Origin of the sequence: Pseudomonas cavernicola, from assembly GCF_003596405.1 — a bacterium.
Lineage (GTDB): Bacteria > Pseudomonadota > Gammaproteobacteria > Pseudomonadales > Pseudomonadaceae > Aquipseudomonas > Aquipseudomonas cavernicola.
Genome location: NZ_QYUR01000002.1, coordinates 433,943 through 449,472 on the forward strand (window position 1 = coordinate 433,943; position 15,530 = coordinate 449,472).

10 protein-coding genes and 1 pseudogene are annotated in these 15,530 nt (G+C 56.0%); 3 read left to right on the top strand and 8 right to left on the bottom strand.

What is annotated here, in order from left to right; translation table 11 throughout:
- Positions 1-370 precede the first annotated feature (370 nt).
- Positions 371-1,129 (top strand): annotated as a pseudogene (locus D3879_RS02335) (IS4 family transposase); the annotation flags it as partial.
- Between the two features lie 1,399 nt (positions 1,130-2,528).
- On the opposite strand, the gene cas7c reads toward D3879_RS02335, so the two are convergent.
- From cas7c to D3879_RS02360, 4 genes are read right to left on the bottom strand one after another with little or no spacing between them, the layout of a single operon-like run.
- A complete protein-coding gene (gene cas7c / locus D3879_RS02345; protein WP_119952523.1) occupies positions 2,529-3,422 on the bottom strand; it encodes a type I-C CRISPR-associated protein Cas7/Csd2 in 894 nt (297 codons plus the stop codon).
- Positions 3,419-5,209 carry a type I-C CRISPR-associated protein Cas8c/Csd1 gene (cas8c, locus tag D3879_RS02350; RefSeq protein ID WP_119952524.1) on the bottom strand — a complete coding sequence of 597 codons (1,791 nt, stop codon included), beginning with the start codon at positions 5,207-5,209 and terminating at the stop codon, positions 3,419-3,421. The genes cas7c and cas8c overlap by 4 nt, the downstream gene beginning before the upstream one ends.
- Complete coding sequence (cas5c, locus tag D3879_RS02355) at positions 5,206-5,880, bottom strand: type I-C CRISPR-associated protein Cas5c (protein ID WP_119952525.1); 675 nt, start codon at positions 5,878-5,880, stop codon at positions 5,206-5,208. Before cas5c ends, cas8c begins: the two co-directional genes overlap by 4 nt.
- A 55-nt stretch (positions 5,881-5,935) precedes the next feature.
- The gene (locus D3879_RS02360; protein ID WP_119952526.1) at positions 5,936-8,161 is read right to left on the bottom strand and encodes a CRISPR-associated endonuclease Cas3''; all 2,226 of its coding nucleotides are present in this window, start codon (positions 8,159-8,161) and stop codon (positions 5,936-5,938) included.
- Positions 8,162-8,401: 240 nt separating this feature from the next.
- Between D3879_RS02360 and D3879_RS27750 the strand changes: the two genes are divergently transcribed.
- Both D3879_RS27750 and D3879_RS02375 read left to right on the top strand, forming a co-directional pair.
- On the top strand, positions 8,402-8,887 hold the full coding sequence (locus D3879_RS27750) for an antitoxin Xre/MbcA/ParS toxin-binding domain-containing protein (protein WP_420800915.1): 486 nt from the start codon (positions 8,402-8,404) through the stop codon (positions 8,885-8,887).
- A gap of 523 nt (positions 8,888-9,410) precedes the next feature.
- A complete protein-coding gene (locus D3879_RS02375; protein WP_147411084.1) occupies positions 9,411-9,776 on the top strand; it encodes a hypothetical protein in 366 nt (121 codons plus the stop codon).
- Positions 9,777-10,133: 357 nt separating this feature from the next.
- Here D3879_RS02375 and D3879_RS02380 read toward each other — a convergent pair whose 3' ends face one another.
- From D3879_RS02380 to D3879_RS02395, 4 genes are read right to left on the bottom strand one after another with little or no spacing between them, the layout of a single operon-like run.
- Complete coding sequence (locus tag D3879_RS02380) at positions 10,134-10,604, bottom strand: hypothetical protein (RefSeq protein ID WP_119952529.1); 471 nt, start codon at positions 10,602-10,604, stop codon at positions 10,134-10,136.
- An 8-nt stretch (positions 10,605-10,612) separates the two neighbouring features.
- The gene (locus D3879_RS02385; protein ID WP_119952530.1) at positions 10,613-12,673 is read right to left on the bottom strand and encodes an integrase; all 2,061 of its coding nucleotides are present in this window, start codon (positions 12,671-12,673) and stop codon (positions 10,613-10,615) included.
- Entirely contained in the window at positions 12,666-14,204 is a 1,539-nt protein-coding gene (locus D3879_RS02390; protein WP_119952531.1) for a site-specific integrase, read from the bottom strand. Before D3879_RS02390 ends, D3879_RS02385 begins: the two co-directional genes overlap by 8 nt.
- Positions 14,191-15,489, bottom strand: coding sequence for a tyrosine-type recombinase/integrase (locus D3879_RS02395; protein WP_119952532.1), 1,299 nt, complete (start codon positions 15,487-15,489; stop codon positions 14,191-14,193). Before D3879_RS02395 ends, D3879_RS02390 begins: the two co-directional genes overlap by 14 nt.
- Positions 15,490-15,530: the final 41 nt, after the last annotated feature.

A 15,530-nucleotide genomic window follows, 5' to 3' on the forward strand; every position in this document is an offset into this window, starting at 1 on the left:
GCTGGGTATTCTGTAAACGCAACCCCTGATGCGAGGGTACTTGTTTACATTTTGCGGGTTTCATCTCCAGACGTCACTGAAAAAAGCCAGGCATCCAGGGAGGTTCGATGGATTGCGGTTCTCCTCTGTTAGAGGGATACCGCCCCACTGGGGCGCTATCCCAAGTGGGTGACTTCGCGAGGCGAAGAAGTGGTGGCTGTTTATTTCGACAGGCCAGCTACCTGCAATGACGGAGCTCGCATGAGCAACCGGCAAGTGGCGCTATTCTTGAGGTCAAATTGACTGTAGTCAAGTGGATACGCGATGCCCGCCTAGCCCCGAAGAACTTCGGTCGGCTTTGACCGCTGCCACCAGATAGTCTTAGTGATGGCTACTCGGCTCGCTTAAGCATCCATTGATCCTGGTCGACTGGTCACCGATTGATGCTTCTGGAACGTTTTTCTTGTTGCGAGCAGCGATACCCTTGGCTGGGCGTTCGTTTCCCATTTACGAGAGCGTTCATGAGCGCGAAGGGTGTCCGAAATATCAAAAACGTCTGCTTCAAGCGCTGGCCGAAATGCTCTCTGAAGGATGCATTCCAACACTGGTGGCGGACGCGGGTTTTCGACGTCCATGGATCAAGGCGGTCGAGGCGCAGGGCTGGCATTACGTGGGGCGGGTCCGCAATCGAGACCTTTATCGCAGTGCCTCGCAAACGTGGTTGCCGGTGAAAAATCTATACGCTCTCGCGTCAGCCTCGCCTAAATCGCTGGGGTGTATCGAGATGACCCAGAGCACCCCTCACTTCATCCATTTGTACTGCGTCAGACATCCTGCCAAGGGCAGAAAACATCAACGTGTAACCGGCTCAATCGCCAAAAACAAACTCAGCCGACAATCAGCCAACCGTGAGCGCGAGCCCTGGTCGCTTGCCAGCAACCTGCCGGAGCAGCACTGGAATCCGGCGAAAATCGTCGCGATATACAAACAGCGGATGCAGATCGAAGAAGGCTTTCGGGATGTGAAAAGCGAGTACTTGGGCATTGGGTTGAACCTGCATCGAAGCCACTGCCCGAAACGGATTGAAGTACTTCTGCTTGTCGCCGCATTGGCCAACCTCGGGCTCGACGCACTTAGTTTCAATCCGCGCGCCCGCGTGGGGCGCGACGTGTGAGACCAAAGTCCTGACTCCTGAGCTGCAAGTTTCAATCCGCGCGCCCGCGTAGGGCGCGACATCACGCGCTGGTTGCAAAAGTCGACCTCGTCCCGGTTTCAATCCACGCGCCCCGGTGGGGCGCGACCCCGCTGGGCTGATGGACTCGCTGCTGTGGTGTGTTTCAATCCGCGCGCCCCTGTGGGGCGCGACACCGCCTGTGCCGCGATCATGGCATCGATTACCCGTTTCAATCCGCGCGTCCCCGTGGGGCGCGACACCTATACGCCGGATACCAACTACCAAGACCCGCCGTTTTAATCCGCGCGCCCACGTGGGGCGCGACTCAAGGCTTCTACCTGGCCGACGGTACTTACCTGTTTCAATCCGCGCGCCCGCGTGGGGCGCGACTTGCGCTTCTCGCCAATCTCTTGGAACACCTGCATGTTTCAATCCGCGCGCCCGCGTGGGGCGCGACATCCTCCAGCACCGGGTTGATCCGGCCTTGGGCGTTTCAATCCTCGCGCCCCCGTGGGGCGCGACTTACCGGCTATCACATGAGGGCTAGACGCCCGAGGTTTCAATCCGCGCACCCGCGTGGGGCGCGACTTATACGGGATCAGCGTGGTGTTGACGCCATCGAAGTTTCAATCCGCGCGCCCGCATAGAGCGCGACAGCACGCGCTGGTTGCAAAAGTCGACCTCGTCCCGGTTTCAATCCACGCGCCCCCGCAGGGCGCGACCATGCTCGCCGCCGCTCCAGCGCCGAAGGTGGGGGTTTCAATCCGCGCGCCCCCGCGGGGCGCGACGCTTTTATCCGCAATACCTTCCTCGGGTAGCCAGTTTCAATCCGCGCGCCCGCGTGGGGCGCGACCGGCTGGTCGCCTCGTTATGTAGATCAAATACCTGGTTTCAATCCGCGCGCCCGCGTGGGGCGCGACCCTCGGCGCAGGTGATCCGCCGCGCCCTGGAGAAGTTTCAATCCGCACGCCCGCGTGGGGCGCGACTTCGGCCAGCAGACCCAGCTCAACGCGCAGCAGTTTCAATCCGCACGCCCGCGTGGGGCGCGACCTCGCCCTTATAACTCAGCGATCGCCATGAGGAAAACTCTTCTGGTTTGCGAACCGCAGCTTACTGCCGCAAGCGGAAGTTGCAGTTGCTCCTCAATAAAATTAAATCCAGTCAAATCAATTTGTTAAAGAACCGCGAACCCACCAGGTTTTAGCCGGTCGCTTGTGGTTCGCAAAAAACAAGGGAATTAGCGGGCCATTGAGATCCAGCACCGCCTTTGTGCCGATATGCTCGGCTTTGCTTTGCCAGTTTTTGCCTAAGTAGTAGAGGCATGCTGCAAGGCGGACAGTGGAATTAGGTCATCGTCGTCCATGCCCGCCTCTCTTCAGATCAACTCACGTACGCTGACGCCTTGCGGCAGGGATTCACTGTCGATCGACACCCGGTAATCGCCGAAGCTGCGGGCCGGCGTAGCGGCTTCGCCCTGTACACGCTCGACCTTCACCGTATCGAACAACACATGGGCCGGTGCATTGCCCATGGGATGTTCGTGTTTGAACACGATCAACTTGCGGGCGGCCATTTCGCCACGGGCGGCTGAGCGGTCGTGCTCGAACATGTTGATCAGGCTGCGCCAGAGCAATTCGAGGTCAGCCTCAGAGAAGCCGGTGCGCTCAGCCAGCTTGGCCGAGATAAAGCCATGGGCGCGGTAAAGGCCATAGGGAATGATGTGTTTGCGGCCCATGGTGCGGTTATCGCCGCTTTGCTCTTCCGCTTCTTTCACGGTGGTCACGGCCATGCGGGTGATGGAGATTTCCATCGGCACCACCGGGTCGATCGAGGTGGCGAAAGCCATTTGAATCGGACCACGCACCTGACCACAGTTGACCCCAGTGGTCATCACCGCACCGAAGGTACGTACATCGAAGAAGTTAGCGGACATCCAGTCGGTCAACTCCTTGGCCTTTGCCACGTCCTTGGGCAGCTTCTTGTAGCCATCCTTGGCATCGGCAGGTATATCCAGGGCTTTCCAGGCCAGCTCATGTTGATTGTTAAGCACGGATTTTTCCTGCATGTAGATGGCGTAACCGGCACCGCCCTCCTTCTCCAGGCTTACGTAGTTGCGGATCTTGCGCTTGAGACAGACGTCGGTGACCAGCCCCTGGTTGGTTTCCGGGTCAAGGCGCGGCAGGTTGCCGGCATCCGGATCGCCGTTGGGGTTGCCATTGGTGACGTCGAACAGGTAAACGAACTCGTAGCGGTTGGCGATGGCACTCATTGTTCTGCTCCTTGCTCGGCTTCGGTTCCAGCGTTGTTGGCTTCGGTGTTGCGGCTAAAGCGCGCCTGGGACTGGTGGTAATAGCCGATGGCGAAACGACCCTGATCTTCAAGCTTCAGGTTGCGCGGAAACTGGCTATCCAGACCGTCGATGATTTCGCCGATCTCGCGCTCCAGGTTATGCGCCAGACCTGGCTTTTCTTTGCGCACCTTGGCCAGATGGTTTTGCGTGTTGCGCAACAACATCGGGAAAATGCTGGTGGGGGTTGCCGATGCCGCGCCGTAATAACGATCACGAATGGTGGCGTTGACTTGCGTGCCCAAGGCACTGCGCTGGGCGCTTTCCAGTACGGCGAACAGCCTGCCCAGGCGATAACCGGGGTTGCTGGCTTCCTTGTCGAGACTCACAGGCACCTCCTCATTGATTCCCTTGACGCCCAGGCGCAGGTCGCGCACCAGAACGGCTTTGCACAACGCCACACGCACTCCGGAGATGTCTCCATCGGCGCGCATTCGCATGATTACGTTGGCCAACGGGCTGCGCGGGTAGCGGCTGCCGGTCAGAACGGCGCGGGTTATTTCACCGGCCAGTTGCGGTGAAATATCTTCTGCCTTGGTTTTGCCGTCGCGGCTAGGGACGGTTGCATACAGCAAGCGCCAGATCGCCGGCTCAGTTTTCCACGGCAGCGGCTCGATATGCAGATCCTGGAAATGCTCGGCCAGACGCTGGGCGAAAAAGCCCAGGCTGCCGCTCTGCCAGAAGCGGATCGACAAACGCGAAGCATTCGGCGCCAGACCCAGCACGAACAATTGCGTACCCTCATCCAGCTGCAGCCCCAGCTCGCGCAACGGTCTGCCCTTGGCTACGGCTTCCAGCACCGTGCGTAGCTTGTCGGTTTCACCCGCATCATCGGCAGGGGGTGAGAGCAGATCGGCAAACAACTGTTCTGCGCTATTCGTCAGTTCCGGAGTATCAGCCAACGCCCAGAACACCACACTGGCATCTCCGATCTGCAGGCGCTGGCGGTTGTGTTCATCGCGACGCAACAGGTGGTTAAGCACGGTCGTATAAGCGAAAGCCACCGCCTCGGAAACGGGCGCATTGTCACCCTGGCTCTTGCCGTAGGAGCCGAAGGACTCCAGGTTGAAGGAGACTATGGAAGCACCAGAACTCTGGGCACCATTCACCCCCTTGATCGCCGGATGCAGGCGCGCCAAAGGCAGGTTTTTCCCGGTCACGAGACACAACCCATCACGGACCTTGGCACCGGCCAGCAGCTTGGCCCTGAGTAGTTGTGCGGCAGGTAGTTCGTGCAGGTACTTGTGCTCGCCATCGAGGCGGAAAACGAAGCTGGCATCGAGCATTTCTTCACTGAACATCGGCGCTTGAAACTGCTCCGGCGACCAGCGCCCAAGAAAAGCCGAAAGCGCTATCAGTGCAGGATCGCTCTCGTCCGCCAGGCATTGCTGGTGCAATGTCTTGAAAGACTGATGCTCTTGGGCGGTACGCTCGCCGACCTTGGCACTGACACCCAGCACATAACTGCTTTTGTCCCAGAGAAAGTTGGATTTGATCCCGGCCGTGCGCTTTTCCGGCTGCGGAACGGTCAGACTTTTGGGCAGCGGCTTCCTGCCTGAGTTGTCACGTACATCCAGCACATCCACCAGCTCACCTTCGGCGGACAGCACCAACGCATAACTGATCTTTTCCTGGCTGAAACCGAAAACCGGCACCGCACCTTGCTCGGCCAACTGCAGGTAGTAGTTATTCAGCGCCGAGAGGATCATGCCTTGACCTCCTGCGCCATAAACGGCGGCACTTCAATCAGACCATCACTCATCTGCGCACGGAAAAAATGCGGCGTCATGTCATTGGCAAAGTCGATGTCGTGCAGCATCCAGCCCAGGTCGAACCCGCCCTTGAGTGCCTCATCCACAAGCGGCTCGTCACTGTCTGCTTCCAGCAACTGGAAGCTGGCGGGGAATTCGCGAACGCCGAGGCAAGGCGCATGAAAATACTGCCCCTTGCGCGCACGCCGATTGAAGATATCCAGGTGTTTGCCTTCCGAGTCGTTGGCATCGGCCTTCTCGGTCAGCTCGAAGTGCGCCTCGATGACATAGGCCACATCACGCAGGATGGTGGCCGCCCGTTGCTGGCGATCTTCATCGACAAAGGTGATCAGGCCATCGGTGCGCCCCGCCTTCATCGCCTTGCCGACGCTGGCCGAGGACAGCTTGCCGCCCACCTCGTTACGCCGCAGGGATTCGAAGCGGATCGGCTTGAGTACCTGGATACGATCCACCGCCCAGCGAATCGCCGGTTTCCAATGAATGGCTTCGAGAATGCCGCGCGCCGCTGAGGGTGTAATCACGTCATAGGAGACGCGCTCAACTTTCATCTCGGGTCGGGTAAAACAAGCGCGCTCGCCCCAGACCAATAAGCGAATTCCGTAGGCCATCTGGCCCTCCTTTTCAGTATTCCTTTATCCGCGCCAACCTGGGTCGACGACCTAGTTACCAAAACAACCGCTCACTGCTGATAAAGGCTGGATTATCCCAATGCAGCCCGAACCGAGGGTGATACAGATCAGGATTGACCAAGACCAAGAACTGCTCGCCATAGCGTTTTTCGCTTACCGCCTGAATAGCCCCAGCCTGCTGCAACGCGGTATAAGCCTGGCGTGGCACCTGCACCAGATAGGGTTGCAGGCGGCGGGCGATGCCGGCGCAACCCTCAGCAAACTCCAACTCATCCAAGGCCGACAGCACTTCGTCGTCCCCAGGTAGTGGAACGATCACCGGCATTTGCACACTGTCGATCATGCGGAACTTGCTGGCCAGCATTTCAAACGGCAGGCCGTCCAGCTTGCCATCCTCGATCTGCCCCAGGAGATTGTGTGCATCCAGCTCCTGCGGTCCCTTCTGCCAATACAACAGACGGAAATAACGCTGGATGGCGTCCAGACCCAGCGGATCCTCCCCATGTTGGCGCAGCACCTCACGCGCCGCCTGGGCAAACTGCTTGAGCTCAGCTGGCGGTGCCCAATCCGAATTCTCAGTGGCAAAAATTAACACATCGCTGTCTGCTGACGAGCGCTTGCCTTCCCGGTTGCAGCGCCCCGCCGCCTGGGCGATGGAGTCCAGCCCGGCCTCGGCGCGCAGTACCGCGGGGAAATCGACATCGACTCCGGCCTCGATCAAGGAGGTCGCGACCAAGCGACACGGCTTGCCCTCCATTAGCAGCACACGAACCTCAGCCAGCACCTGGCTGCGGTGTTTGGCGCACATCAGCGTCGTCAGATGGCGGGCGCCAGTGCACTCGGCGATAGCCTCATAAAGCGCACGAGCATGGCGACGGTTGTTGACGATGCACAGCACCTGGTCGCGCTCGACCAGCTGGCTCGCCAGTGCGTCATCACTCAAGCTCCCGACATGCCGTACCTGCACGCGCTTGAGTGCAGCGAACAATTTACCCGGCTCGGGCGCCAACTCGCGGACGTTCTGCAAACCGCCGATAAAATCTGGGGCTTCTAGGGCTGGCTGGGTTGCGGTACAGAGCACCGCACTAACCTTGTAGTTCAGCGCCAGCTCGTCGAGCGCAGCAACACAGGGGCGCAGCAACTTGAGCGGCAGGGTTTGCGCCTCGTCCAGCACCACTACACTGCTGGCGATATTGTGCAGTTTGCGGCAAGCGGACGGCCGGGCCGCGAAAAGGCTTTCAAAGAACTGCACCGCGGTGGTCACCACTATCGGCGCATCCCAGTTCTCCATCGCCAGGCAGATTTTTTCGCGTGACTGAAGACTTTTGCTCTTGTCGTCGACAAATGCGCTGTGGTGCTCCAGTACGGCATCGCCCAGATCGCCGAGCGCTTGACGAAAAACTGCCGCGTTCTGTTCCACGATGCTGGTAAAGGGGATGACGAAGACAAGCCGGCGCAAGCCATGGGTTATCGCGTGATCCAGGGCAAATGCCAGAGAAGCTAGGGTCTTGCCTCCGCCGGTGGGCACTGTCAGCGAAAATAACCCAGGCGCAAGCTGCGCTCGATCGCGCACCTCGCCGAGAATTTCAGAGCGCAACTGGTTAACCGCTGAGTTGGCTTTGAATTGACCAAGGTAGCCATCAAGCCGTGAGCGCAGCTCCATCAGACTGGGGTGCGGCCCACCGCGCAGTGCTTTGCGCTTCTCGATCCTGTGGTAGTACGCCTCGGTATCGAGAAAGTCGCCGTCCACCAGACAGGAAAAAATCATCCGGGCGAGAAAGGCAAGTTGAAACTGCCCCCGCCCTTGGCAAGCCCGAAAGCCAGCGGGCGGGGTCAGCGAGTTTTCCGCTGGCAACTCGATTTCATCGTGCCAGGCTGACAACAAACTGGGCAGCTCCACACGCAAGCGGTCGTTCAAGGCCGCTCGCTCACCGGGATCACGGCCATTCGCCAAACCGGCGTGATGCCCGGCAATGCCATAAGCCATTAGTTTACCGAGCGGGCCATAGCGTTCACAGGCAATCCGCGCTCCCCAGGTGGAGTGATCGACACGACCGTAGTCACCATTCAGACGAAGCTGAAATTCCTCGGTGTACTTGCCCAGGTCGTGCAACAAACCCGCAACACGGGCTAACTCCTCAGCAGAAAAAGCGGCAGCGAAACTAGCCGCCAAGCTACCCACCGCTGAGAGATGGTCGGCCAGCAATTGCCAATCCAATCGATCGGAACGTTCGCTAGAGTGGGCGTAAAAAGATGGCATATGAACAATCCTTTTCATGAGAGCGGAGCTTATTGGACTACGTTGAAAAAGGAGGCATATCACCTGCAGATCATGTCGTGACGGGCGCGATTGAGAGGTTCGATTCTGAACATGTGAGATCAGCGTGGACGAAATCACTGGAGCGGCGAACTACCGACCCGGAAGGAGCAATCACGATGGCAAGAACCCTCCTTGAATCTGTGTGCAAGCACATCCTCGAAGCGGCTGGATCTAAGTATGATGATAGCCCCGACCTCAACAAGCTTTACCGCCAAACCGCAGAATTGCTTAAGCGAGCGTGAACGAGATGCCACGAACAGCAACATTTTTTGCGTTGGCCCGGGGCAGTGCGATCAGCTTGAGTCTGAGAGGATTCGCTCCTTTGAGCATGGTCTGCCTCGCCAATGGGCGACGGCAGTGCAACTTACGTTTTCTCTATCTGACGCGGACCTAGCGGACTTTTTAGGTGTTGCTCCACCCGACGTGCTCAGACCAGGTGTCTGTAAGCCCTTTAAGTCGGCAGAGGCTGAGCGTCTCGATCGATTGGCAGCGATCACCCTGCGTGCGAGTAGTACGTTCGATAGCTTCGAAGCTGCAGTACGCTGGATGGTGTCACCCAACCAGGCACTCGGAGGGATTCGCCCGGTGATGAAATGCAGGACGGAAATTGGTGCTAATCAGGTGAGGCGAATTCTTCAAGCCATCGAATGGGGTGGGTGCGCGTAGCCAAGGGCGCATAGGCTCGACACAGAGACATTGGGCTGGCGGGTACGGTGCGGCTGGATGTTATCGACGTTCGACCCGATAGGCTCAAGGGGACGCATCCATGGCCTCGTCAATGCACTCGTTCCCACGCATGTCCGCCCTCCCGACTTGGCTTGACACAACTGGGTGGCAGTGGCTCCGCGTACACAGACCTAACCACACCTCGGATGGCTTTTGGATCGGCACTGACTGTGACGGAAACAGGTGGCTTACAAAACTCCGCGGCTCGTTCTATGCCTATCGCGAGATAGTTTTTGGGCATTTGGCTCAAGCAATGAACTGGTCGTGCCAAAGTTCAGTGTTCATTTGCCTGGATCCTGACAGCGCGGCAATTCTTGGATGTCGAGGAGGTGAAGTGCATGCCGCCCATTGGTACATGGAAGAACACGTCCGTCCGCCGTGTGGCCCGGGATGTGCGCTCGAGTCCTTCGCTGGCAAAGAGGTACACACACTTGAAGACCTTCGTCCGCACAGTATCAGGCACTTGAACGACTGGCCCAAGAGCGAGTTTGCCGCATATATTTTTGGTGGAAACGAACTGCCCGACAGGTTCTTCACGGCATCCCACGAGTTTGTGATCATTGACTCGGAGCAGATGTTCTCTTCTGGCCCGTGTCAGTTCGAAACGGCGTCTTGGTTGAAGCAACGCGACGGTTCCCCGTCGAAGAGCGGTCAGGCACTGGCTATTGAGGTATGTAGAGAGGTTGCCAAGCTCTCGCCCAAAGTGGTCGCTCAGGCGCTCAGCGTACCTGACGCCATTCAAGTCGAACTGCGGTGGCCCATCGAGCCGAAACTCCGCGCAAGTATCAAATTTGCTCGCGCCTATGCACAGGAGAACAAAGGGGCCTAAGTCAGCCAGTCCTAAAGTCGGCTTTCGCCAAGTCTGTGTATAAACGCAAATCTTGAATTTTTTAGGGGAGTACTTAACCCAGACTCAAGTTGGGATAATCGCTTGTAGCACCTTGCAGAAAGTCGCTTTTCTACCGAGTTGATCTCTCTGGAGTTTTTTATACAGCTGAACTAGAAGTTGTCGCTCAACGTTTTCGGAATGCTTACCACTGCTGCTCCCCTAATACTCGAACGGCTCAATCCAGAGGTCGCCAGAGAGTTTATGGCATCAACTCAACTCTTCGAAGGCAAGATAATCAGTAAAAAGCGATCCTGAAATCCGGCTTTCTAGGCCACCCAAAACGACCAGCCAATTCGTTCACACCGTAGTCTTTTTGCGCACACGTGTAGGTCCGCTAACTGTCTGATCCCGCCCAACACGAGGGAGTGGCCGACTCAATGACGCCTCATCAAGCCCCCGAAGATGAGCGTTATATGCCCAGACCACAAATTGCTCCAGTAACCGGTTATTTTCCTCAAGCAACCGTGCATTTTCTGCCTCCAAGCGCTTTAACCGCTCAAGCTTTTTCCAGACAACCGTTTTACTTAGCGCCTTATCTTGATGCTCCGCCACCTCGGCCTCACCGCTCGGCCTGCCCTTATAACGCTGAAAGGCCAACCGTATGCGCTCATGATTAAATAGTGCCTGCCGCGTATAACGCAGATAGACTCTTGACTCTATAGCCTCGATCAAAAGCTCCCACGTCAGCTTTCCTTCCCAACCATCCAGAACTTTAACGATGACTTCTATATCCGCATCTGTGAGGTTTTTTGCCCGCTGAATCATCATAACCTCGCCTAGTTGTTGAATAGCAGAGCCTTTAACTTCTGGTTAGGTAATGCGCCATTTGAGACATCAACAACATCAATCAACTTGCACGTCTCGGAGGCTTGATCAATTCGAGAAGGCAGATCCAAACTCGAGAGCTGAATCACTGCACCGTCAGGAACACTCGGATCATTTAGTATCTGGCAAAGATGCGCCAGCCGCTCAACGGTAACTTGGTGATGTTCAACCCATCGGCTTGCCCCGGCATGCCCCTTAGACTCAACGGCAATTGCCTGATTTAGAAGTTCGCAGGTTTCCGCAAGCATTCGATGTGCAGCTTGAGCATGCTGCACATTCCCTTTAATGCAGACATGCTCTCGACAATTAGTACAGTCGCCATGGAGCTGACAAGACGACATCACATAGTCATGAATGCAGTAGCCAAGATCAGTCGTGTGCGCAGTGGGAACTTTCAGGCGCGAAAATTGATCCCGTGGAATAAGGCTTCTTTTAGGCAGCTCGGCCAGAGGCCCTATTGAAAGCAATTTGTCACCTATAGATTCTCGAATCAGAGATACCACTTGGCCTTGAGTCATTTGATTGTATGCCGCATTCTGGCGAATATCTTTGCGCCCCGACCATTTGGCAATATCCAGCTGACTCATCGACCCCGACTGCGCCAAGGTATTAAGATAATGCCTCATTTGATGGGAGCGAACTTTAATCGATTTTCCCTCTATATCCGTGAAGCCGGCCCGATCAAATACTGATTGCTTCCCATGGTCACTACCAGCTCCTAAACGATCACAAATGTGATCTATAGTCACACCTTCAATAACTCCTAAATAAGTACCACGGGTAGCGTGGAATTCGTTCCGCCGCACAACAAACAAAGCCTCACTGAACCGCAGACTTTTGGCTATATCCACAAAGGGAAAATGCTCTGGCAACATTCCCAAAACAATTTTCTCAACCGCCGCAAAGTGTACTCGCGCCCTTCTCTTCGTATAAGACAGTTCGACACCATTGCTCTTACACCAGTTCTGAGGAGCCGCCGATGCGCCACCACCCCATAACACATCACCCAGTTCTCTAAAGGTGATGAACTCTTGCGCACGCAAATGTTCCAGATGCTCCGGGAGATAGATCTTGGCTGGATTGTGGTCATACCAGAGGGCGACTGCACGTGCTTCCCTAGTCGAAAGGCGTATGCGCTCGATTGCTTCCTGCACCACTCCGGCCATAGGCGTAGTCGGGTACTTGATCATCGGCGCGGCACCTTTTCCTGGCAGCCACCGCAAGCCATACGCAAGCGCTTGGCCCTCTCCGCGACTCTGCCAAACCTCACAGTCGACTGGCAATTGAACCACCTCATGGATGCGGTCAGGGGACCCCAGCATGATCGCAACTGCGCTTGTAACGATCACATCCGAAGGCTCCTTGGCCATCAAGTAGATCTGCGGCAAAGCATCGAGCACCGCCTGAGAGGGCAGCTTGGCGTAACGCTGCTCATCAGCAGCCTTGCCTACACGGTTGGTGTCACTTGGCCTGGAGATCGTGCTACGCCAAGGGACAGAGACCGCCATGATTCGGCAGTTAATCATGAGCTCTGAAATCAACTGAAGCTGGCCAGCAACACGGTAGGCAGTCGCTGCCGTAAATCGCTCCGCAGCCATTTGTGCAGTCCTATTGAGAATGGAGCCCTCAACCCTGATTGGCTCAGCAGCCCCGGTCATCTCAATCAAAGCTGACTCAAGTAGCCTTAGTGCAGAAAGACGGTTGCCAATACATTTGGTCGGTCGATTGCTGTGGAGATAGCGAAGGCACGCCTTCGCAAACGAACAGAACGGTTCCCTCAAGGGTGTACTAACTTTCTCGAGCACTGCCGCGTCGCTGATGAAATACGCTCGATCTCGCCTAGCTCCCCTCCCTTTTAAAGCCAGCCCGTCCGTCACATCCCATACATTTTCGTCAAATGGGAGATCGACTCCAAAGGCAGTTAGCTCATTGCGGCAATACCCCACAAACAGCTGGAGATTTTCTGCCGCCTGGAGAACACGCTGCGGTCTAAACAGCGCGAGCTCAGTCACAGGCCTGTTCCTTCTGCTGAATTTCACACAGCCGAATGACCTCAGCTACCGCGAGTATCGTGCGGTCATTGGTCGCGGCAATTCGTGGATCGCCATTAGCACTTAGACGCTCCCGCTCTGATAGCAGGTGCTCAAGTACCGCCTCATGGGGACCATCTAGCCATGGCTGAAAATGAATGCAGGAGTAACAGGCGATTGGAGCCAATAAACCACAAAAGCCGTACTGCCCGCAGTTGCCCATGGGCTTCATTGAGTTATCAATACGGGGATCCATGATTCGGCTCGAAGGATCAGCACCCCTAACGGCTTCCGACTCTGAGCTGATGATGACACCCGCGAATGCTTGGGCTAAGGGCGCCATCTGCATAGCCACCGCACGGTCAATTCTTTCCAGAATGGCAGGCGTTGCGGCGACATATACCTGGACATTCTGGGTATCTGAATGATCCAGCAGTTCGGCAATCACCAGTTCGCTATGCCCCTCTTGAGCGGCCCGCGTTCCTATCGTGCGCCTAAAGCGGGAGGGGGTTATATTCATCAACCCCCCTGTGCGCTCAGATATAACTGCTAAAGAATGCAAAGCAAAAGACAGCGATGCTCCTAACTCCTTTGCTGTACGGTGATACTCAAATCCAGTTGAGTAGTCTCCTTGGAGCCGGCGTCGCGGAAACAGTGGCGCCTGAGCAGGATCCCTCATCAGCCCATCAAATGAGAGCCTGACCGAGTCGGCATATTGTTTAAGCGGCTTCCCGAACTGTGGGGCAAGCACACGCTCTTTGAATTCACTTCGCGCCAGTTGTGTGGCCTGCTTGGCCCTTGGCACCCGAATGGCATACTCGAAGGCTCCATCGGAGCGCTCAACCTCCAACACATCGCAGACCTTCAAGAGCGCGTACTGTACATCGCGCTGACCCAGAAGAATAAATAGCCAGGCCAGCATATAGTCATCATCCGCAAACAACCCTTGCGAGTACGATCGATTAATTTGCTGTTGAATTGACTGTAGCTCTAAGTCCGTAAATGGCCCCTCATAGGGACACATGGTTAAGACGGCCTTCCCCTTAAGAATTCCTTTCAAACGAATCTGCCGCAGCAGCAAAGGCAGATCATCCGCTATGCCATACAGCCTCATACGGTGCCAACGCTTCAAATAGCCGGCTAAGTGACTCGCATACCAGAAATTACTATTTACCAACGAAGAATAGTAATTTAAAAAATCGATGGCAGCTATTCCATCCACCTGCTGACCACCAACTGAACGCAAAAAATTCAAGAAATACTTTATGTGAGAATAAACGTTCATCAGCGAGACTGGTGATTGGTTTTCCGCATACCAAACAAGCAAGTGCTTTAAAGAATTTCTCATCCGTAAAGACACGTCATCCAATAGATAGAAATTAACACTGACTGCTACAACGCCATCGCGGTAGGACCAGCAATCCAGATCAGGAGTGAATCGTACGCCACTGGCGGTATTGGCCCACTGAGGCAGCGGCAGGAAACAGTCTCTATCCAGGTTATGGTTCTGCATCTTCCCACCCTCCACCTGTAGAGAGCATGCGCTCCTGCATACTCAGCGACGCCTCGGCGGCCTTCTTACGAATGTGCCTGCGCGTATAAGTGGCTGCCGTTCCGGACGTTTCTTTCCAGCCATTCAACTGACAACGTATTTGCTTCTCCCTTTCCTCTGAAATTCCTTTCTCATCCATGATTTCCGAAAGGCGATCATTGAAGGTGTGCCGAAGAACATGCGGGGTCAGTGAAGACGGCAGCAAGATGCACTTGTTGCGCAAAACCTGGAATGTTTTATTTAGCGCAACAAGCGATAACGGGTGACCGGTATATTCGGCAACAAACAAGAATTCGTGGGCATGAGCGCCAGGGGGCTTACTACGCCAGTGGATGACGTAGTCGTAGGTTGCTGCCGCCAGGCTGGAGGACAGTGGTAATACACGGTCAAGGGTTTTAACCCTCGGCTGGTTAGCCCGGGGATCCTGAGGATCGTCGGCTCGGCGCACAATCGTGACCGTCTCCAGGCGGAAGTCGATATCTGCGACTTTGACATTTAGCAGTTCACCGCGCCTTACCCCGAGGTGAAGCAACCAGTGAACCATCAAGGCATTACGCACTTGCACATGAGTGTTGCGCCAGGGATTACCCAGAGCCTTCGGCTTGATCAGCGACAGCAGCTTATCAATATCTTCCGGTGCCGCCCCCTCTCGCCGTCCAATCGCATTCCGTCCCCGACCTACAGGCTCTCTGGACTTAAGTGCGCCCTTTAAAAACTGCAGCTGCGATTCAAGCGCTCTATAGAGGTGCCCCTGTGGCTCCAAGGAGCCAAGTTTTGCTTGAATCAGCCAATCAAGGTACTGGCGAATGCAGCGAAGTCGATTGGCCGCCATGTCTGGCACAACCTCGCTAAACGGTGCTTTAGAGAGTCGAGCGCGGAAGCGTTCCAGAGAGTGGATGCGTTGAGCATGCAGCGGTTTTTCACCGACAGTGAACTGTTCATACAAAACGTTCATCGGCCAGCGGCAAGCGCGTGCCAATGCATCAATCTCGGCCTCACTCAGTGCCCGGCCATGCAGGAAGCGCTGCTCCAGATTGATGGATCGGTGCTCTAGAAACAGCTGGAGCACCAGGATGGCCCGAAGGCTGAACTCTATCGTGCTGGTCGACGCGTTAGCCGTACGCAGCCTGACCATCGTGTAGAGCATCGGCTCGTGTAATGGGAGACCTTCGGCCACACCAAGCAAAACCGGGAGGCGTTCCCCGCTGGAGAGCACCAGTACGCGGACCACATAAGGAGCTGCCATTTGTTTACCATCCCACTTGGTAGAGGGTAGTACTCACATTA